23 protein-coding genes and 1 pseudogene are annotated in these 20,270 nt (G+C 45.5%); 11 read left to right on the forward strand and 13 right to left on the reverse strand.

Translation table 11 applies throughout. The annotated features are described in order from the left end of the window. Positions 1–2 precede the first annotated feature (2 nt). A complete protein-coding gene (locus SPIRS_RS21115) occupies positions 3–389 on the reverse strand; it encodes a winged helix-turn-helix transcriptional regulator (protein WP_013256729.1) in 387 nt (128 codons plus the stop codon). Positions 390–644: 255 nt separating this feature from the next. On the opposite strand from SPIRS_RS21115, the gene SPIRS_RS21120 reads away from it, so the two are divergent. Beyond that, entirely contained in the window at positions 645–1,823 is a 1,179-nt protein-coding gene (locus SPIRS_RS21120; RefSeq protein WP_013256730.1) for an MFS transporter, read from the forward strand. Between the two features lie 93 nt (positions 1,824–1,916). Next, entirely contained in the window at positions 1,917–2,462 is a 546-nt protein-coding gene (locus tag SPIRS_RS21125) for an oxidoreductase (protein ID WP_041866159.1), read from the forward strand. On the opposite strand, the gene SPIRS_RS22290 is transcribed toward SPIRS_RS21125, so the two are convergent. Then, on the reverse strand, positions 2,407–2,772 hold the full coding sequence (locus SPIRS_RS22290) for a VOC family protein (RefSeq protein WP_013256731.1): 366 nt from the start codon (positions 2,770–2,772) through the stop codon (positions 2,407–2,409). The two genes, SPIRS_RS21125 and SPIRS_RS22290, sit on opposite strands and share 56 nt — an antisense overlap. Positions 2,773–2,837: 65 nt before the next feature. On the opposite strand from SPIRS_RS22290, the pseudogene SPIRS_RS22955 reads away from it, so the two are divergent. From SPIRS_RS22955 to SPIRS_RS21935, 3 genes and pseudogenes are all read left to right on the forward strand, one after another. Then, positions 2,838–3,035, forward strand: a pseudogene (locus SPIRS_RS22955) (hypothetical protein); the annotation flags it as partial. Position 3,036: 1 nt separating this feature from the next. After that, positions 3,037–3,519 carry a GNAT family N-acetyltransferase gene (locus tag SPIRS_RS21135; RefSeq protein ID WP_013256733.1) on the forward strand — a complete coding sequence of 161 codons (483 nt, stop codon included), beginning with the start codon at positions 3,037–3,039 and terminating at the stop codon, positions 3,517–3,519. Positions 3,520–3,549: 30 nt separating this feature from the next. Continuing rightward, positions 3,550–4,317, forward strand: coding sequence for a hypothetical protein (locus tag SPIRS_RS21935; protein WP_013256734.1), 768 nt, complete (start codon positions 3,550–3,552; stop codon positions 4,315–4,317). 179 nt (positions 4,318–4,496) lie between these two features. Here SPIRS_RS21935 and SPIRS_RS21145 read toward each other — a convergent pair whose 3' ends face one another. From SPIRS_RS21145 to SPIRS_RS21175, 7 genes are all read right to left on the reverse strand, one after another. Then, the gene (locus tag SPIRS_RS21145; RefSeq protein WP_013256735.1) at positions 4,497–5,060 is read right to left on the reverse strand and encodes an SIS domain-containing protein; all 564 of its coding nucleotides are present in this window, start codon (positions 5,058–5,060) and stop codon (positions 4,497–4,499) included. Between the two features lie 21 nt (positions 5,061–5,081). Next, positions 5,082–6,107 (reverse strand): ABC transporter permease, encoded by a 1,026-nt coding sequence (locus SPIRS_RS21150; RefSeq protein ID WP_013256736.1) that lies wholly within the window; start codon positions 6,105–6,107, stop codon positions 5,082–5,084. A gap of 11 nt (positions 6,108–6,118) precedes the next feature. Continuing rightward, a complete protein-coding gene (locus tag SPIRS_RS21155) occupies positions 6,119–7,132 on the reverse strand; it encodes an ABC transporter permease (protein WP_013256737.1) in 1,014 nt (337 codons plus the stop codon). Next, the gene (locus SPIRS_RS21160; protein WP_013256738.1) at positions 7,116–8,645 is read right to left on the reverse strand and encodes a sugar ABC transporter ATP-binding protein; all 1,530 of its coding nucleotides are present in this window, start codon (positions 8,643–8,645) and stop codon (positions 7,116–7,118) included. The genes SPIRS_RS21155 and SPIRS_RS21160 overlap by 17 nt, the downstream gene beginning before the upstream one ends. Before the next feature lie 75 nt (positions 8,646–8,720). Then, entirely contained in the window at positions 8,721–9,725 is a 1,005-nt protein-coding gene (locus SPIRS_RS21165) for an autoinducer 2 ABC transporter substrate-binding protein (protein ID WP_013256739.1), read from the reverse strand. A 175-nt stretch (positions 9,726–9,900) separates the two neighbouring features. Then, complete coding sequence (locus SPIRS_RS21170; RefSeq protein WP_013256740.1) at positions 9,901–10,686, reverse strand: DeoR/GlpR family DNA-binding transcription regulator; 786 nt, start codon at positions 10,684–10,686, stop codon at positions 9,901–9,903. A gap of 38 nt (positions 10,687–10,724) precedes the next feature. Further along, positions 10,725–12,182 carry an FGGY-family carbohydrate kinase gene (locus tag SPIRS_RS21175; protein ID WP_013256741.1) on the reverse strand — a complete coding sequence of 486 codons (1,458 nt, stop codon included), beginning with the start codon at positions 12,180–12,182 and terminating at the stop codon, positions 10,725–10,727. 142 nt (positions 12,183–12,324) lie between these two features. Between SPIRS_RS21175 and SPIRS_RS21180 the strand changes: the two genes are divergently transcribed. Continuing rightward, complete coding sequence (locus tag SPIRS_RS21180) at positions 12,325–12,852, forward strand: peptide deformylase (RefSeq protein WP_013256742.1); 528 nt, start codon at positions 12,325–12,327, stop codon at positions 12,850–12,852. A gap of 237 nt (positions 12,853–13,089) precedes the next feature. On the opposite strand, the gene SPIRS_RS21185 is transcribed toward SPIRS_RS21180, so the two are convergent. Together SPIRS_RS21185 and SPIRS_RS21190 are read right to left on the reverse strand one after the other, a co-directional pair. Beyond that, entirely contained in the window at positions 13,090–13,998 is a 909-nt protein-coding gene (locus tag SPIRS_RS21185) for a PhzF family phenazine biosynthesis protein (protein ID WP_013256743.1), read from the reverse strand. A 29-nt stretch (positions 13,999–14,027) separates the two neighbouring features. Then, entirely contained in the window at positions 14,028–14,717 is a 690-nt protein-coding gene (locus SPIRS_RS21190; protein ID WP_013256744.1) for an epoxyqueuosine reductase, read from the reverse strand. 112 nt (positions 14,718–14,829) lie between these two features. On the opposite strand from SPIRS_RS21190, the gene SPIRS_RS21195 reads away from it, so the two are divergent. From SPIRS_RS21195 to SPIRS_RS21210, 4 genes are all read left to right on the forward strand, one after another. Next, positions 14,830–15,621 carry a nucleotidyltransferase domain-containing protein gene (locus tag SPIRS_RS21195; RefSeq protein ID WP_013256745.1) on the forward strand — a complete coding sequence of 264 codons (792 nt, stop codon included), beginning with the start codon at positions 14,830–14,832 and terminating at the stop codon, positions 15,619–15,621. After that, positions 15,618–16,142 (forward strand): peptide deformylase, encoded by a 525-nt coding sequence (def, locus tag SPIRS_RS21200; protein WP_013256746.1) that lies wholly within the window; start codon positions 15,618–15,620, stop codon positions 16,140–16,142. Before SPIRS_RS21195 ends, def begins: the two co-directional genes overlap by 4 nt. A 41-nt stretch (positions 16,143–16,183) precedes the next feature. Beyond that, positions 16,184–17,056, forward strand: coding sequence for a methyltransferase domain-containing protein (locus SPIRS_RS21205; RefSeq protein WP_013256747.1), 873 nt, complete (start codon positions 16,184–16,186; stop codon positions 17,054–17,056). A gap of 268 nt (positions 17,057–17,324) precedes the next feature. Further along, a complete protein-coding gene (locus SPIRS_RS21210) occupies positions 17,325–17,939 on the forward strand; it encodes an HD domain-containing protein (protein WP_013256748.1) in 615 nt (204 codons plus the stop codon). Positions 17,940–17,941: 2 nt separating this feature from the next. On the opposite strand, the gene SPIRS_RS21215 is transcribed toward SPIRS_RS21210, so the two are convergent. Both SPIRS_RS21215 and trpS read right to left on the reverse strand, forming a co-directional pair. Then, entirely contained in the window at positions 17,942–18,391 is a 450-nt protein-coding gene (locus tag SPIRS_RS21215) for a secondary thiamine-phosphate synthase enzyme YjbQ (protein WP_013256749.1), read from the reverse strand. A gap of 39 nt (positions 18,392–18,430) precedes the next feature. Continuing rightward, positions 18,431–19,513: a tryptophan--tRNA ligase gene (gene trpS, locus SPIRS_RS21220; RefSeq protein ID WP_013256750.1), complete on the reverse strand. Its 1,083-nt coding sequence runs from the start codon at positions 19,511–19,513 to the stop codon at positions 18,431–18,433. 193 nt (positions 19,514–19,706) lie between these two features. Here trpS and SPIRS_RS21225 point away from each other — a divergent pair, with 193 nt between their 5' ends. Next, on the forward strand, positions 19,707–20,201 hold the full coding sequence (locus SPIRS_RS21225; protein WP_013256751.1) for a GNAT family N-acetyltransferase: 495 nt from the start codon (positions 19,707–19,709) through the stop codon (positions 20,199–20,201). The last annotated feature ends 69 nt before the right edge of the window (positions 20,202–20,270 follow it).

The raw sequence follows: 20,270 nt of genomic DNA on the forward strand, positions 1-20,270 counted from the left end.
TATTAAGTATTACCGGGTTCTTTTGCATGTGAGTCGTTGAGATGCATATATGCCCATTTAAAAATCTCATAGTAAACAGGCATTAAATCTTTTCCTTTATCAGTTAAATAGTATTCAACATGAGGAGGAATTTCATTGTATTGGATTCGATGAATCAGACCATAGGATTCCAATTCGCGTAATGTCGCAGCCAACATTGTGTTCGTGATTTCAGGTACTAATTTTTTTATTTCACCGAAGCGCATCCTGCCATGGCACAATAATTCATAAAGAATATGATTCTTCCATTTGCCCTGCAACATAACAAGAGCCTGAGTAACGGGATGTTCCCGACTAATTTCCGGTAATGTATTCGTCTTAACTGCTTGCAGGAACTCGTCATAGGTCATAGTAAAACCCCTGTGGCGCTGCTTAGCTTCTTTTACGATACTAAGACAGATTATTTTATATACTTGAATTAAAAACAATTTTTAGTATATTTTATATACCATAGAAAGTCAATGAGGATCAAAGAGACCCATACAGGTAGTCGTTGCATTTACCGGCGGGCTTCAGAAAAGATGATGATTTTGTATGAAAGGAGGTCCTTCCGGGTCATGCGAAATTATCAACGAACTTATACATGAAAAGGCGAAGTTTGTTTTATGAAAAACTCAGGAAAAGTCAAACTGGTATCACGAAACTACCTGATTTTAATCGCTGTTAATCTATTTTTTTCCACTAATGTCTATTTACTCTTTGTCATCACGCCGGAATTCGCGATGAATGTTTTTCACGCGTCTTCCGCACAGGCCGGATTGGCCGCGAGCGCGTATATGGCCGGAGCCCTGCTGACCCGTCTTGTGGCCGCGAAACTGCTCTCGCGTTTCGGCTATAAACGAACCATTGTTTACGGGTGCGTGGTCAACACGGTTATGTGTATCCTGTATTTTTTTGTCAGGAGCATTCCACTGCTCATCGTTGTACGATTCCTGAACGGTATTGCGTACGCCCTTGTGTCTACGGCGGCGGCCACGATACTTTCTCATGTAGTGCCTTCCGAGCGCAGAGGTGAAGGGATCGGTTATTTCGCGTTATGTCAGACCTTATCCAATGCGATTGGCCCGTTCCTCTCGATAAAGCTGAGTGGCGGTGGTAACTACAACCTCATTTTTGGTATGTGCGTACTCATCTCGGTGTTCAGTGTCATCCCTTCGGCTTTATTGTCCGTAAAGGCATATAATTTTACGGAAGAGCAGCGCGAGGATATGCCCGGTTTTAAGATCAGCAGCTTGCTCGACGCAGGTGCTTTTCGCGTTTCGCTGACGATACTGCTTGCACAGATCTGCTTTGCGGCACTCTCCTCGTTCATGAAGATTTTTACGGAAAACATCGGCCTGGCGGCAGCATCCGCTTATTTCTTCCTCATCTATGTTTTGGCTGCTATGATATCCCGTCCCGGTGCCGGCAGGCTCTCCGACAGCAAGGGGGAAAAATCAATGTTATACCCCGGAATTATAGTCAACGCCGTGGGGTTTCTGCTGTTCGCGTTGAGTAAGTCAAGTTATATGCTGTTCACCGCAGCGATTTTCATCGGCTTGGGACTCGGCACGATTCAATCGATAACCCAGACCCTGGTTGTAAAAATAACGCCCTCCCACCGGCTTGGACCGGCCAACGCTACATATTATTTGTGTATCGACCTCGGCAACTGTATCGGCCCGATACTTGCAGGCCTGCTGATTCCATTTACCGGGTACGGCGGAATGTTTATGGCAATAGCCGGTATAGCGTTCTTTACATTCTTTGAATTCTGGTTCGTTTATGGCAGAAGAGCCAACTGAAGTTCCTGCGAAATTCACTGGAACTTTTTGAATAATAAAAAAAAGAGCACGGTATGAATAATTTTTACAGCAGTCCATTGCTTGTGCCGATCGATGAACGATGTTATCCCCCATGAATTAACGGTGGATGAAATTAAGCAAATCGTGGAAATGTTTGGTGATTATGCTTTCTTCTACAAGCGAGGCGGTTACGACGGCGTCGAGATCTCAGGCGCTCATGGCTACCTTATTGCTGAATTTATGTCTACCTATGCGAATAAGAGAAGCGACGAATACGGCAGAACTCTGGAATGTACAACGTCACCCATGAGCTATCCTCCCGCTTATCTGGCTGATTATGCAAAGGAGATAAAAAGCGTCGTCAACAAGTCGGAGAGAATCTGTTTGATGGATGAGCTAAAAATCAAGTCTCTCACGGATGCCAAGGTCGTAGAAATCCAGGAGGACGGCATTATTGTCAATAAGGACGGTGAAAACATCAAACTTGTGTGTGATACGGTCGTATTGGCTTTCGGTACACTTCGGAAACATCCCTTTATGAAAAACTTAAGGACATCTTACCTCCTAAGCTTTTGTACCGTTATTATAAGCTCCTTTCAACAAATTGAATTCTCATACCATTGGGATCTAAAGCAATGATAAATCTTGTTTTCGGATTGGGCTGAACTGGACCTTCAACGATTTCTATGCTCTCTTCCCTAAGAATCTGTATGGTGTCATCAAGAGAGCGCACTTCAAATCCTATTGAAATGTCTTTACCGTATTCTTTTTTTTCATTTTTAGAATCGCAGATTAATTCTATCTTTGTATCCTGAGAACCTAAAAACACTATCTCATAGGATTCATTGGGTTTAAGCCGTGAATCAACCTCAAGACCTACAATCCTAGTATAGAAGTCAAAAGACTCTTCCATATTGTTGACATGAAGTGTTGTCCAACAAAATTTCATGCGCTTCTCCTTTAACTAAGATAACTAAGATACTTTATGAACTTTAGCACTTATCATTATGTACTGACAAGCATTCTGAAGCGATGGACATCCTCGATGAAGGATTAGAAGACCACCTTCAGTTCTTCGGCGCAGAGTCTTACCTGCGAATAGAGACCTGCAACCTGATTGAATACACCGAAGACTGGACAACAAGCAGATCCTACATTAAAAAGGAAGATATGACGAGTTCGACCTCTATGGAAAAAAAGGTTGCCATATAAAATGATCCGCCCTGCCACAATCGAAGATACAAAGCCGATTGCCCACATCATTATAAAAGCATGGGAACAGGCATATACGGGGATTATTGATCCCGACTACCCCAAAAACATGAAAGAGAGTACCTTCATCGACATCATCGGCTCCAATATACTCCAAGAACGGGAAACCATATTTCTTTACGAAGATCATGCTCAGATCAGGGGATTTATTTCGGGTAAACGCCAAGAGGGCACATATGATTGTCAAGTAATCGGCTTTTATATTCTGCCGGAGTACCAAGGCAAAGGGATCGGAACGGCTTTACTCAGCCACATGAAACATCATTTTAAGGCCCAAGGTTGCAAGGCCATGATCATTTGGACCCTGCTTCATGCAAAAAACAATAGCTTTTACAAAAACCAAGGAGGCATAGCCTCAGAAAATGCACAACTGGAAATTGGCAGCCGAAGATATCCAGGTGTCGGATTCTCTTATACACTCTGATTTCATTTGTACAAGGAGAGCGTTTTCATTTTGTGGCATGCAACAGGAAGAAGAAGCAGAGGAGAAATAAAAGCGGCCGATCTTGTTCCATATCGGTCGATGGATGAAGAAGACCTTATACATTTGCTTCATTCAAGTGAAGCAACGAAACGAACCGTAGCTGGCATGTTGCTTTCCCATATACCGACAGAACGTACAGTCAAAGAGCTCTGCAGTAGATTGCAATCAGAAAAGAAGTTGTATACAAAAATCGCAATATCAGAATCATTAATAGCACTGCAGGAAATTTCATGTCCATATGTACTTCCCTTACTTGGCACGATAGGAAACAATCAGGAAAGAGAAATACCGCAAAAAGGATTCCTTAAAATATCCTACCCTTTACCAAGAGATTTAGCAGCACGAACACTTTGCCGCTTTGATACGAAATTTTTGCAGCGATTTATTGAACATGCATATCAACTGGAATCTCACATCGCATTGGAACAACTTATCGATGCTATTGGCCACATGATATATACCAACAGGGTACACACGGCCGCCTCCGAAATTATTCCTCTTTATGAGAAACATCAAACCGAAATGATAAAATCCAAGGTCATCAGGTGCCTGAGTGGCATAAGAGACAAGGAGGCTGAAATATTCTTGTATAATTCTCTCATTACCGAAAGTGGCAGTATGCTATTTGAGGTCGTCAGAAGTGTAATTCTATCCGGTATCGGCTTGCCGTCCGATACTGAAGCACATATGCCGCCAGAATACAGGGCCTTTGCAACAAAGCTCAGAAAAAAGCTGTAGACTCACAGAACATGAACCAAAGTATAAACAACCGAAAGACTCTATACTATAAAAGGAAAATATACGAAACATACGGGATCTTGTCTTTGCGGTAAAATCACCTTTGAAACAACAAGGCGGGGAAGGAAGCCCTCTCCGCCTTGTATGTCATGAGCAATTGTACGAAGCACATAGGATACTTATTCCACGTTTCGATGTCGTTTCTCCATTTCCTCAGAGCTTACCTTACATCGTTTTTCCAGATCGAGAATCATCAGATCAAAAAGCATGAAAAGATGCTGCTCGAATAAACTTCCCATAGGCTGAATGGACGAAACCACCTCATCGGTTCCATTGAACACCATTGCCGGTACAAAAAGTACCTGGTCGGCCAGGGCCGAAGCGGCTTTCCCGGAAGGTGATCCAGTTACGACCAAAACCTTACACCCGCTTTTTTTTGCTTGTTCAATAACATAATTAATATGACCGATACGGGAACTTCCGTTGACGGCAATCAAAAGATCGTCTTCCTGCAGGCCCGGGGTGGTATCATCCCAGATCCAGTGAACCGTTTTCCCCACATGCATCAGGCGCATGGCAAAGGAACGAGCGGCAAGGCCCTCACGTCCTACACCGATGACAAAAATACGCTCATAGGATGCAATCAAAGCAACAGCAGCATCATATTGCTGCATATCCTGAGCAGCAAAAACCTCTCTATGCTCCTGCAAAATCGTTTCGGACAACTCTTTATACGTATCCATAATTCTTTCCTTCACACTCCTTCAACAATCCTTTCGCTTTTTTGCGATACCCACTTTTTCAGAAATCCTTCTGAACACCCGCCTTATGCGATCAGATTCTCTCGTCAGGCCCATAACCACAACCAACATCAGGCCCCAAATCATCTTCGTTGCATAGGGAGACAATTGCATGATGGTAAAAGAAGAAGAAAGCATCTGCATCAAGATTACCGCTATGACGATGCCAATAGTCCTTCCCCTGCCCCCCAGCGGATTAATACCGCCGATGACGCAAACGATCAGAGACTGTAAGAGATAGGCATCACCGTATCCGACCTTCGCGGAATTTACCCGGCTGATGATTGTCAGACCCGACAGACCGGCTAGTACTCCAATCATAGTAAACACGATGAAGATGATCCGATCATTATGAATTCCCGAAAACAAGGAAGCAACGGGACTCTCTCCACAAAGATAGATCTTTCGTCCAAGCCGTGACCGTTCCAAGAAAAGCCCCATGAGGAAAGCGACGATAATAAACATGATAAAGATGATGGGAACCCCTGCTATGGAGGCAATACCGATTTTGGTAAAGGCTTCAGGAAATCCGACAATGCTCTTCCCGCCGGTAATCGCCATACCGATCCCCGCATAGAGCGTCATGGTCCCCAAGGTCGCAATGAGCGAGGGAGCCCCGAAACGGGTAATCAATAATCCGTTGAAACTGCCCAAAGCAGCGGAAACAAGAATGGCTCCGATGATTGCCACAGGGATCTTCATGCCCTCCGGAATAAACGGAAGCCACTGTCCTGTCAGAACATGCGCGGCTAAAATCCCCGAAAGGTTTGCATTTGCGATGATGGAAAGGTCGATACCGCCCAGCAGAAACGCCAACATCATTCCCAAGGTAACAAAACCAAATTCCGGCATCTGAAATGCCATGGAGGAAAGATTTCGCCCCGAATACATGGCCCTGCCAAACACAATGGCAAAGACTACCAGCAATAAAATGGCGACACAGGACAGGGAGGTAGGATTTTTCTCAAAGGTCTTTTTTTCATATCTCATACCACACCTCCTTATATACTCGCATTAAAAATCAAGTGTTTTTGGTTCTTTTTCTTTTCCTGATAGGAAGTAACTGCAACGGAAATAATCAGGATGGCACCCACAAACAATTGGTTCCACGAGGATGTGAGGCCAAGAAAAATCAATGTTGAATTCAGGAGGTAGATAATAAAAATTCCCAAAAGGGCGCCTAAGATTCGTCCCTTTCCTCCGCTAATGCTGACACCGCCGATAATGACTCCCGCTACCACCATCAATTCATTTCCAACCATCTTATCGGGATATACTGCATTCACCTGGCATACATAGATCATGCCCGCACAACCGGCAAGAAGGCCCATATATCCATAGGCGACAATTCGCAAGAGGAGGGGCTTGTATCCAATTCGTTTCGTGGCTTCTTCAGAGTTTCCTAAGGCAACAATTCCCCGTCCCACTGTCGTGCGATAGATTAAAAAGTAGGTAAGCAACACCGCTCCGAGCACAAAAAGGATACTGGTGCTTAGCCCCACATCGCCAATATCCGTATGGACCTTAAATAGGGTTGAAGATCCGAAATTGGAATAGCTCGGCGGTAATCTTCCTCCGCCATAGGTTTTCGCGCCGATAAAGGTCGCCATAACGCCGTGGAAAAGATTCGACGTCCCAAGGGTGATAATGAATGGAGGAAGCCGCAACCAACTAACCAGTAAGGCGTTGATAATCCCCAAGCCGATGCCAACTCCCATGGAAATTGCAAAGGCAAGGAGAATACTGGAAGAACCCGTCGATACCAGGATCTTTGTCGCTGTATAGCTACCGAACAAGGCCATTGCCATAAAGGAAATATCAATGCCTCCACTCAGCATAACAACAAGCAGTCCCATTGCCAGCACCATGACGTAGGACGAGGAGCGAATGATATCGAACTGCGTATCAATATTGAAGAATCCGCTATTCACTACCCCAACCACAATGGAATAGATGAGGATGATAGCAAAGAGGGCCATTTCCGTATTGGTAATACCATTATGCCTTTTCAGCATATTGCTTCCTCCTTGCACCGAGGCTGATCAGTTCCTGCAATCTCTTCTCAATTCCTGCTTCATGTAGTTCGGAAGTACTTAAGGTCTTCGAAACCTTACCATTCGAGAAGACCACCACCTTGTTGCAGTTGGTGAGGATCTCCTCCACTTCATCAGAAATCAAGATGATACCGATACCCGATCCGGCAAGATTCTGGATGACATGGTAGATTTCGGCCTTAGAGCCAATATCTATCCCTACGGTCGGAGAGTCCATGATGAGTATAGTGGGATTGGTACGAATCCATTTGGCAATTGCAGCCTTTTGCTGATTTCCCCCGGACAGGTTTTCAATCAGTGTTGCGATCGACGGTGTCTTGATGTTCATTGATTTGACGCCCTCTTCAGCTATCTTTCGTTCCTTGCGCCAATCGAAAAAGCCCCTTTTCTCGGCCAAGGTATCTATCATGGCCGAAGAAATATTCTCACAAACCGTCTTCTGCAAGAATAGGCCTTGGGTGCTCCGATCTTCCGGTAATAATGCAATGCCATATTCCTTGGCAACTTGGGCATTTGCAATCGTACACTCCCTTCCATTCAGGGTGATGGTTCCACTTTTGGCAGGATTTAATCCAAATAGTGATAATGCAAATTCCGACCTGCCGGAACCAAGCAGACCTACAACGCCTACAATGTCGCCTTTGTTTACATCTAAGGATATATCGGACAGTTTATTTGCTTTCAGGTTCCGAACCTGCAACAGTGCCTGCCGCTTCGTCTCGGAATTTTGATATTTCGGATACGCAACATCTTTGCCGGTCATATAAAATGACAATTTCTTGGCAGTCATCTCCCCGGCAGGGAAATCACCTACTTTGTTGCCATCCCGAAAAACGGTAATGATATCGGATACCTGCAGAATTTCGTCCAGTTTGTGGCTGATAAAGACAATGGAAAGCCCCGAGCGTTTCAGATCAACGACAATATCCAGGAGACGGTCGACCTCCTGTCGTGTCAAAGCGGTTGTCGGTTCATCCATAAAGAGGATTTTTGCATCCATGGCCAAGGCACGACAAATAGCGGCAATCTGCCTGTTTCCCATGGAAGATTCCCGAACCGTCGCATGCAAATCCAGGTCGACACCAATCTTGGAAATTTGCTTTTCCGCTATCGCCATGATATGACTTTTCCGCACAAATTTTTCATCACGGTGTATTTTGCTTATTGCAATATTCTCAGCAAGCGACATGTGCTCAAACAACGACAAATCCTGATAGATCACATGAACACCTTGGCTCATGGCTATGCCGGGATTGAGCTTCTCATATGTTGTTCCATGCAGAGAAATTGTTCCGTTAGTCGGCGTATATACTCCGGAAGCGATCTTTACCAATGTGGATTTTCCCGAACCGTTCTCCCCCGCAAGACAATGGACGCTTCCCCTATCCAAACGAAAATCAATATTTTTCAGAGCATGAACACCGGTAAAATACTTGTTTATCTTTTTGAATTCCAGCAAAGGCTCTTCATTCATAACATTCCGACCTTTCTCATACGAAAAGGCCAGTTGCAGAGCCCAAGGTATTGCAACTGGCCTCGACAGCAATGATTAGAAATTATAGTTGTCGACATTCTCGGGGGTAAATTCCAATGGAGCAAATCCATAGGCAATATTTCCTTCCCGAGTCACATTCTCATAGCCGGTAGCATGTAAATCGGTACCGGTCCCGATTGTCTCCTGATTAATGAGCATGAGAGCCGCAGCTGCCGTTGCATATCCGGCATCGGCAGGGCGCCAGGCAAATCCCGTACTCATACTACCATCTTTTATATAATTTGAAGACATGGATGGGACGGCAAGGGATACGACCTTAAGATCGGTTCGGCCCTTGTCTTTCAGCGCCTGCGAAATACCAACACCATGGGCGGAACAATCGAAGAAGCCTTTGATGTTCGGATATGCCTTCAGGATTTCAACGGTTTTGCTATAGGCCGTATCGATGCTGTTGCTATCCTCATAGGGTTCCTTGGAGATATTCTGCATGCCAGGGTAGTCACTTGCAATTTTCTGCGTTGCCGCAGCGTACCATTCCATATGGGTGGTCATCGTCAATCCACCGACAAAGCCGGCATACTGACCCTTGCCCCCCAAAGCCTTACCAAGGGCTTCGCCAAACAGGGCACCAAATTCTTCGCCCTTGAAGGCCTCAATATCAAGGTCGACATATTCTGCAATATCCGGAGCCTCATGTGTCACTACGATGATTCCCGCGTCACGAGCCTTCTTTATGGTAGGAATCAAGGACTTTGGATCATTCGGAACGATACAGATAGCATCCACATTCTGGGCAATCAGATTCTCCATAATGGATATCTGTAAAGAGGGATCACCGGAAGCAGGAACCTGTACATACACATTCATGCCGGTATCCTTTTTCAGCTGTTCGATACCCAAAGCCATGTCGTCAAACCACGGATCGCTCTGCTTAACAATCATTACAACGGTCTTCGTGGTACCGTCTCCGGCAGCACCGGCCGCCTCACCAGTGCCCTGAGCAAAGACATTGCCCACAGCAAGAGCAACCAAGAAGCACATACAAAGAATCTTTTTCACAACACTTCTCCTTTGGTTTTCAAAACCATATCATTTGTTATTATTTTTACGTATTTTTGTTAATAAATTTTCTTATACATCCATATTTATCCCCAAAAAATGGATTTGTCAATAAAGAAAAGCGGAGGAACATGGATAATCATGTAATTATTGTCACAAAACTATTTATGCAGAATCACACGATGATAAGATTAACATCAAGATCTTCGAGATATTTTCTATACTCATCAGGAATACCGGTATCGGTAATGATGATGTCGAAGGCTTCGGGCTCGGCAAAATAATATGGTCTGACAAAATCGAACTTGCTGGAATCGATCATAAGGATCTTCTCCTGACTCGACTCCAATGCCGTTTGCTTAATAATGGGTTCCCCTTCATTCGAACAGGTAATTCCCAGCTGACTGCTAAATCCCGTTGCACCGATAAACGCTTTATTGGCACGGAACTGCCTAATTTGCTGTATCCCTTCGGGAGAATCAAACAACATGGTGTTCTCATGATAATGTCCACCGGCAAGGACCTTCTTGCACTGCTTCTTTTCGAGAATCGAAAACAGAACATTAAGGGTATAACACAGTACGGTAAGCTCGATATTGTCGGGAAGAAACTTTGCAAGAAACTCCGTTGTTGTTCCTGAATCTATGATGATGGAATCATGGGGACAGACCAACTCCGCCGCCTTTCTCCCAATTTGTATCTTGGCATTTCGATTAAGACACGACTCTGATAAAAGTGAATAAGATGAGTTTCTATCAACGGTACTTGCATCGTTGATGATTGCACCGCCGGGAACCTGCTTGATAATCCGATTTTCCTGAAGCTTTTCAAGATCACGCCGGATCGTCATTGAAGAAACACGAAGACGGGCAGCAAGTTCCTGAATACTGAGGAACTGCCCATCCTTTAAAAGAGATACTATCTCAACGGCTCTCTGATTCTGTTTTCCCATTCTTGTCATTCCATATACCTCAAGAATGTGAATATATTAACATATTATCAAAATAAATCTACATCTTGAAATTTTTTATACAAAGTAATGAACCTTTCATAGCTTGCATCCATTGCAGGAAACCAATCCTGCTCGGGATCAATCACCCTATCAATGGAAACAGATTGAGAAACCGCTTCCGCATAATCGGAAAACCATCCACTTCCAACACCCGCAATCATGGCAGCACCCAAGGCCGTGCACTCCTGGCAAACAGGTATCGACAAAGGCCGATGAATTTTTGTCGCTATCATACGACTCCAAAAATCAGAGAAAAAACATCCACCAGTCACATGTATGGGCTTCCCATTGTCGAAAAAGAGACCAAGCTTCATGCGTATCTCGTCAGCGGTTCCTTCCATGACGGCTTTTGCAAGATCCTCTGCAGTGGAACCTGAGCGAATACCCCAGAATACGCCCGTCGAATGATCGGAAGTGCCATACTCGGCCTGTCCCGCCAGGAACGGAAAGAACAACACATCGGTGCCGTCCCTTTCGTTTTCCAACACGGCATCGATTTCCGATAGCTTTTCACTGCCGATGATCTTCCGGAGCCAGGCATAACCGTTTCCGGCAGAAAGCAAAAGCGTCTCATAATCCCAGCTCCTTGCAAAGACATGTCCTCCGATTATCACCCCTTTCTTCGCTGCCGGAAGATTTTTTTGCAAAGAAACGATGGCTCCCCCGGTCCCAAGGCTCATATGGATATCATGTTCGGATAGGGTCCCGGTCCCGAGTGCCGCACATTGCTGGTCGCCTCCTCCGAGGAAAATGGGAGTTCCTGCGGTAAGCCCCGTTGCCTCGGCAGCAGATGCCGAAACAGCACCGATACATATCCCCGACTGTTCAATCCTCGGTAATTGCGCCTTGGTAATCCCTATATGATCCAAGATCGTGTCTGCCCAGTCAAATGATCTGATATCCATCATACCATTCATGGTTAGGGCAGAGGGAGCGGTGGCAAAGAGATCGGCTCCAAGCATATGTCCGATCCACTCCTGTTCATTACAAAAGGCAAAGACGGCCTCCGGCTTGGGATACGAATGAATGAACCACCGTATCTTCGATGCCGTCCAAAGAAAAGAGGGAAGATAACCTACCATCTCTGCGTGGACATCGTCATCGATCTCACGAGCAAGAGCCTCAGCCTCCTGCTTTGCCCGCATATCGGACCAGACGATCGCATTTGTGAGGGGGCGGAACCGGCTGTCGACGGGAATAAATGAGCCCCTTTGGCTGGCCATACTCACTCCCCGGATCTCCTCGACATCCACGGCTTCCCGCAAGGCTTGCCGTATGGCGCCACAGACCCCATTCCAGATTTCATCGGGAACCTGCTCCTCATATCCCGCCCGCGGGTAGATTCTGGAATAGGAAAAAGAACCGATGGACATAACCTTACCTGAGTCGCATAGAAGCAAAGCAGTAGTTCCGCTTGTACCAATATCAATTCCTAAAAAGCTCATTTGGACCTCATTTCATTTCCAGGAGTAGAAATATAGTATAACATCACCAATAACGATTCAACAAACAGAAGCCGCCAAGGCACGAGGTTAAACGTGGTATATTTTCATGTTATGCCACAGATGAAGAAGAAAGGAGATGGCCATGCAAACCAACATTTTGTTACTTGGAGACCCGAGGTTACGGAAAAAAGCGACCACTGCCTCCCTTCCGGCTGATACACAGCTTCGTAGAGAAGATGAGCGTTTACAAAAGGCCCTCGAAGCGTTCAGGGCCGAAAAAGGGTTCGGCAGAGCCATTGCCGCCCCTCAGATCGGAATCTCAAAGCGCGTCATTGCATTGCACCTCGATGGAAAGACCTTCTCGATCTTTAATCCCGTCATCACCAGCCATTCGGAGGAGACATTTTTGCTTTGGGACGACTGTATGTCCTTCCCCGATCTTCTTGTGAAGGTCCGACGGTATACATCGATCAGCATCGTATACCAGGATGCATTGGGCCGGGAACATCGATGGGAAAAACCTGACCGCTCCCTGTCGGAATTATTACAACATGAAATCGATCACTTAGATGGTATCCTGGCGATCGATCGGGCCATAGACCGAAAAAGCATCATCTACCGATCTGTATTTGAAGAGACCACCCCCTACTTTGTCCGGCAGGTTGACTGAAAGACGACAGAGAATAGTATAAGACCATGTATGCGAAGAATACGTATTTGTGTCATTAATAATCACAATTGTATTCCCAAAATCGTCAACATCAGTACTTTTTACATCCTCTCGCTGAACCTGATTTTGTGCTTGTACAAATGTGGATAAAAAAAAAGATTAAAATTACTAAACCTTGGGTGGACAGAACTTTCATGCTATCTCCCTTACCAATGAAACTATATCTGAGCCCATAATTTATTCTGTGTATAGGTGATATTCCCCTTCTATTCGTTTAATAGCTCCACCGCCAAACAGTACCCTTTGATTTTTATTACTGTCCTCTTTCCTTTGTAATTGTATAAGATTAAAGCGTTCCATCGAATTATTCTGCTCAAGCCTCAACATTCCTTTGTCCCACATGTTATTGCTCATCAGATAGTAGCCCAAAGCAGAATTTCCAGATCCTGTAGCAGGGTCTTCCAAATAGCCGAACCTTGGCGCAAAGACTCTCACGCGGTAGTCATTTTCCATTTTTGCCGTTTCTTTTGTGAAGACCTCAATAATATCTATTTCGTTGTCCACACAAAATTCACTTAACTGATTAACATCTGGTTCAATCCTGATAATTGTTTCCAGTGATAGTATTGGAACAATTAACGTACGAAGCCCGGCGTCAATGAGTTTGATCGGCAATTGAGAATACACACTATCGTTACTTATATGTAAACTTGCCGATACCTCTTCAATTGTTGGTAATCCAGCAAATTCTTTTGGAGATGGGGACATGATAAATACAGCATCATTGCTCTTAATTCTATTCTCAACATCCAGTTCTCCATTATTGGTTATGATCTTTATTGTATCTTTATCTATTAAAGACTGTTCTGTTTTAAACAGTTCATACATAAGCGCGATGGTCGCGTGTCCGCAAAAATTAACTTCTCTTTCCGATGAATAATATCGTAATCCATATTTCTCTTCTTCAATTTTATGTATATAGCCTACTTCACTTACAAAACCTTTTAGTTCCTTTGCTAGCTTTTGCATTTGACTTTCATTAATATCCTGTTTTGCAGTCAACCAAATCGTACCGGCAGGATTACCGTCGGAATATTCCGTTGCAAATGCATCCATCTTTTTAAATTTGTAACTCCTTTTATGCATCCCAATCCTCCTTGATTATTAAGACACCGCTAGGCGATTTGATATCCCCTTGAAAATGGACAGACCGACCGACACGTATAGCATTTGATCCTCCATTCACCGCCTTCCGCCGGTTCTCCGAAGGCAAAATTCCAACACTTCTTTTGATCCATAAATGCACTTCCGTCCAGAGCATTGGCAGGACAGGCCTCTATGCATAATCGGCAGGAACTATTGCATGGAGAATAGGTCATTACCTCATCAGGAGCTAAGAGGGCATCGGTCAGAACTGCTCCCAGCCAAACCATGTTTCCAAACTTGGGAGTTAGTAAAAGGGTATTCTTGCCGATCACGCCAAGCCCAGCCTGATAGGCTGCGTTTTTCAATGAGATGAGTCCTACAACCCTATTAAGACTGGAATCATAATTGCAAGGCTCAATGGCACCCGTGGGAACCGCCCTTACACCTGCAGATTCCAGAAAATAGGATAACTCTACGGTTTTTATATCTATGAAGCTGCTTAACTGGTTTCTGATAATTGTATACGGGATGGACGAATCTATGGTAGTGGTGCTGTTCAGAAACTTTTTCGCCACAACAATTACGGAACGACATCCTTCCATAATGTGCGCAGGATCACTCTTTTGAGAAACTCCTGAAAAGCGTTCGACAGGAGCAATCCCACAAAGGTCGAACCCAAGTTCACCGGCACGTTCTTTAATCGTTTCTGCTGTAATCATAAAAGACTTCTCCCTTTTCAGGATATCATAGAATACAATGGGCATCGACATGTACGCAGAGATAGGGATAAACTGATTATTACTTGCACAATATGGGAAAGGAGAAGAGGCCATGTTACAGGTACATGAGGCATTTATTGCACATGCTCTTGCATACTTTCAGCGTGATGAAAGGATTGTCGGCCTTGCCTGTGCCGGATCCTTCATCACAAAAACCATGGATGAATTTTCCGACATTGATTTCGTCGTCGCCGTCGAACCAGATCGTTATGAGCAGGTCATGGCCGAGAGATTCGGCATGGTGGAACATCTGGGAACTCTGCTCTCGGCCTTTACCGGAGATCACGTCGGTGAGCCACGGGTCCTTATCTGCTTATATGACAATCCCCTGCTCCATGTCGATGTGAAATTTGTCTCTCTTGATGATATTGCGCACCGAGTCGAAAATTTCAGCATCTTGTGGGAACGAAGCGGGCGAATATCCGCTAAACTCAAAGAGGAACCGGCAAAGTTTCCACTTCCCGACCTCCAATGGATCGAAGAGAGATTTTGGGTTTGGATCCATTACGGGGCGACAAAGATCGGGCGCGGTGAAATCTTTGAAACAATAGAGTTTATTTCATTTTTGCGTCAGAGTGTTATTGGCCCTCTCATTCTGCAAAAGGAGGGAAAGCAGCCGAAAGGCGTACGAAAGATCGAGTATGACGCACCAAAATATCTTGATAGACTCAAGGCGACGGTTGCCAGTTACGACAAAGGATCGTGCTATTCAGCAATAAAGATGCTCATCGAGCTCTATAAAGAGCTGCGAGAGGTGCACAAATTCGAAAGCTCCCGGTATAATACACAGGCTGAAAAAGCCGCTGTGGCATACTTGGACGATGTCGCAAAGAAGTATCGATGAGTCGTAACAGAAAAGTAGAGACAATAATACGCTTTGGCGATCCCCGGCTTCGTGTCCTTTGTTCGGAGGTCGCGGTGTTTCACAAGGGATTGCATGATAAAATTGATTGCATAGCCCGGACGCTACACCAACATGGAGGCGGAGCAGCTCTCGCGGCTCCTCAAATTGCACTGCTTAAACAGATTGTCGTTATCGATTATCTTGGTGAATACTATGAATTGATCAATCCGCAGATAGTCGAGGCTTCGGGGAGCTCTATTGATTACGAAGGCTGCCTTTCACTACCGGGCTTTTGGGGACAGGTCGAACGTCATCAGCGTATCAAGGTCAGCTATCAAGATCGATTCGGAGAGGTTTATAGCGTTGAAGCACATGATCGAATGGCACGCTGCTTCCAGCATGAAATCGATCATCTGAGCGGGGTTTTATTTATAGATCGGATGAGCGATGAATATGTGTTCAACGATGATACGAAAGAACGCCTTCCGGTAGCATACCTGCGCAATGCATCAAGACCTTAATGTATGGATAAAAGCCGTTCAGGCCAGGACGAAGAAGTAGTATGCTGAAAGACTCTATCCATCGTCAGCTTTTTGCCAACCGTTCGTTGAATCTACTCTACCGAGATATTGCCGGTATCGCCAGGCTGGACGCCGACTTTGTATCAGAGCTGCTGGCCCGTAAGGCTTCCGGCAAAGGACCGACGGAGGCTGAACTCGACGAGGCGGTTGATGCTGTCGTCAGAAGCCTTTATGCAGTGAATCAGTACCTGGATCTGGATACGGCGGCCCTAAACGCGTTACACACCCTCTACCTGCGCACCTGGGAGCGATTCTCCCCCGAAGAGGCAAAAGCGGTTCATGCCGATCATCTGGAAGCGCTTGGCACTATCATCGCCCGTTATTATCCGCAGGAATTTCGTATAGCCCTGGCTGGGATACCGGAAATCGGGGGAGTAGTCAATGCAGAATACGATCCCCGCTTTCAACTTCAGGCACTGGGAATCGAGACCACGGCGTTAAAAGAGCCTGTCCTCGACATAGGGTGTGGACCTTCGGCGGCCCTTGTGCGTCATCTTCGAGACCTTGGGGTCGAGGCTTTCGGAGTCGACCGACTTTTGGACGATGAAACGAACTTCTGTTATCACTCCACGTGGTTCGACTTCGACCTCAAACCAGAGACCTGGGGCACGGTGATTGCGAATATGAGCTTCAGCAATCATTTCATCCACGCCCTGATCTACACACCGGAAAAGAGCTTCGTATATCTGGATCGCTTCCAAGATATTTTACATTCACTTACCAACGGAGGAAGTCTCTTTTACGCACCCAGTTTACCGGCGGAGCAGAAACTCATCGATAGTCGATTTTATCGAACTCAACACATCTTCCGGACTTCTGGGGTATCCGTTACCAGGGTCGACCGCCTGTCCTGACTTTTGCCCAAGGGTAGTGTTCCGAATCCTGGTGGTAATTTGTTCTTTTTGCAGGAAAAAACCTTGATTTTCCCTTCTTGCGTAATTTTTATATGTATATCTTTGTAATTGACGATAAGAAAAAGAATTGTGTGTTGTGGACCACCAATATTCGTAACACTAATGAAGTTGTACTTACCACAGTTATCCTCTCATATTCTCCATCCATTGAATCCCTCTGGCAAACATCGTAAGATCAAAGCCTATCGTTGACATCAGGAGGATAGGAATGAATAGGAATTTCGATTTCGTTAGTGACAAGCGGCTTGAAGGCCAACTTGATTTTATTATTGAAATAGACAAGTTAAAAAATATTGCAAGAAAATCGATGGTCTTTGACGGAAGTCATTTCGAAAATGATGCAGAACACTCCTGGACCATCAGCGTTCTTGCCATCCTTTTAAGAGAATATGCAAATTTCAACGTGAACATAGAAAAGGTCATCATCATGCTCCTTATCCACGATATTGTGGAGGTCTATGCAGGAGACACATTCCTCTATTCCGCCAAACGATCGGCAGCCCATATCGAAGAGGAGAAATCAGCAGAAAAAATCTTCGGTTTTCTGGAAGAGGATCAAAAAGAATATTTCCTATCGCTTTGGAAAGAATTTGAAGAGCGAAAAACCAACGAGGCTAAATTTGCGACGGTCTTCGACCGGTTGGAGCCCCTTGTCCAGAATTACATGACACAGGGGGGTACGTGGAAAAAATACAACGTAACCTACCAAATGGTAATCGACAAAACCTCGCATATACAAGAAGGATCGAAAGAGATCTGGGACTTTGTGAAAAAACTGTTGCAGGTCTGCGTGGAAAGGGGCTACCTGGCGAAAGAGGAGTAAGGCTACACCTCCCCCTGGACCTGATACCAAAGCGTTCGGTTCCGGGGGCCTGTATCACATTCGATCAGTAAGACGTTTTGCCAAGGGCCAAGCATGACCTCGTGGTCCAAAACAGGAATGGAAAGGGAATGATGTAACAGCAGTGAGCGCAGATGGCTTGCGCCGTTGTCGTCATGCCAGGTTTCATGATGTTTGTAGGGGGTGCCGTCTGCGAAGCCCTGGCCGTAGGGAATTCCCATTCCCTTTTCAAAGAGATAATCCAAATCGTGTTTGACGATTCCCGGTTCATATTCCGTTACCGCCAGGGCTGCAACACAGCCGGCGACAAAGACCATGACATAGCCTTCTCTGATTCCACTTTCAGAAACAACCTGTTTTATTGTGTCGTCAATGAGGAGTTTCGACATCCGCCCCTCAAGGCTATACTCCACCTTTTTCGTAAATACGGCCATACGGTACCCCTTCTACCACAATTGTGTACAACTGTGATTTCAGATCGTCATATTCATGACGGTACGTACCTCTTCGAGGGTCTTGATTGCCTCTTCCCGAGCCGCCGCAACCCCGCCACGAAGTACATCACGAACATAGTCAATATTCTGCTCCAGCTCCTTGCGTTTCGTCCTTAAGGGCCGAAGGTATTCATTAAGCGAATCGGTGAGAAGTTTCTTCAGCTGGCCGGAACCACCGTCGCCGATTTCCTCTGCAATCTGCTCCGGCTTCCTGCCGCTTGCCAGGGAGATAAGCAACAAAAGGTTTGAAACTTCCGGGCGGTGTTCAGGATCATAGGTAATGTGCCGTTCAGAATCGGTTTTTGCCTTTTTGATCAGCCGTGCGGTTTCATCTTCGTCAGCACTGAGCATGATTGCGTTGTTTCTGCTCTTGCTCATTTTCTGTGAGCCGTCAAGGCCGAGTATGATGGGAGCCTCGCTTAAAAGGGGTTGAGGCTCCGGAAAAACAGGCCTCTTTCCTGCAAAACGGTCATTGAAGCGCCTTGCAATGGTCCGTGTAAGTTCGAGGTGCGGCAGCTGATCCTTACCGACAGGAACAACCGACCCCTTACAGAAAAGGATGTCGGCAGCCTGATGTACCGGATAGGTATACATTCCTGCATTGATCCGCTTCTGACCGGAAGCGGCAATTTCTTCTTTTACGGTTGGATTGCGATCCAACTCGGCATTGGTGACAAGGGTCAAAAAAGGAAGGAGCAATTGATTAAGCTCCGGAACATGGCTATGGGGAAAGATAAAAGTCTTTCCGTCGGTAACGTCTATGCCTGCGGCAATATAATCTATCGTCAACTGCCGAATGTTCTCAGAAATATTATCAAAGGTATCACGATCGGTCAAAACCTGGTAATCGGCAATCACAATAAAAGTCGGAACCCCAAGTTTATGCAGCCGCACCCGATTCTGAAGAGATCCGAACAGATGGCCGATATGCAAACGCCCCGTGGGTCTATCACCGGTTAGAACCTTATAGTTTTCCGGATGAACCTGAAGATCCGCTTCAAGCTTCCTGCTTTTCTCTAAAGTTGCCTCAAAGGTCCCGTAGTCAAGTTGTTCTTCCGCCATCAGCTCTTCCTCTTTTCCTGCTGTTGTTACTAGTGTCGTCATTCTACCATAAGCACATAGTAAGGCAAAGAGTCGCCACCTCGCCTAGTACAGGATTGCTTATTGTGCGATCAAGAGAGAAAAAATCAATGAGTATTTACCATGGAACATCTTCAGCCTTTCGGATAGCATCATGTAAAAAAGGAGATGCAACGTGGAGATTACCATTCGAGAATTCACCGAAGATGACATAGATGAAATGATACCAATCTGGAATGATGTGGTGGAAGAGGGGATGGCCTTCCCCCAAACGGAGTATCTTACCCCTGCATCCGCTTCAGTCTTCTTTGGTGAACAAAGCTTCACCGGCGTGGCAGTAGCGGACAATCGAGTCGCCGGTCTCTATATATTACACCCCAACAATATAGGACGATGCGGCCATATTGCAAATGCTTCCTATGCGGTCGGAAAAGAAGAACGAGGGAAGCATATCGGCGAGCTCCTGGTCCGACACTCTATCAAAACCGGAGGAAGATGCGGTTTCAGAATTCTTCAATTCAATGCCGTGGTTGCGACAAATCATGCTGCTTTGCATTTGTATAAAAAGCTCGGCTTTTCCCAGTTGGGTACGATACCGGAAGGCTTCCTGGCAAAAAACAACGAGTACCTCGATATTATTCCCCACTATATCAAACTGGCAAACGAGTAATCAAAAACCGCAGGTTTTGCCAACTTCATCGCAACTTTTATCATGTACAACTCACACCTCACAACGTAG

Origin of the sequence: Sediminispirochaeta smaragdinae DSM 11293 (assembly GCF_000143985.1) — a bacterium.
In the GTDB taxonomy this organism is placed as follows: Bacteria; Spirochaetota; Spirochaetia; order DSM-16054; family Sediminispirochaetaceae; genus Sediminispirochaeta; species Sediminispirochaeta smaragdinae.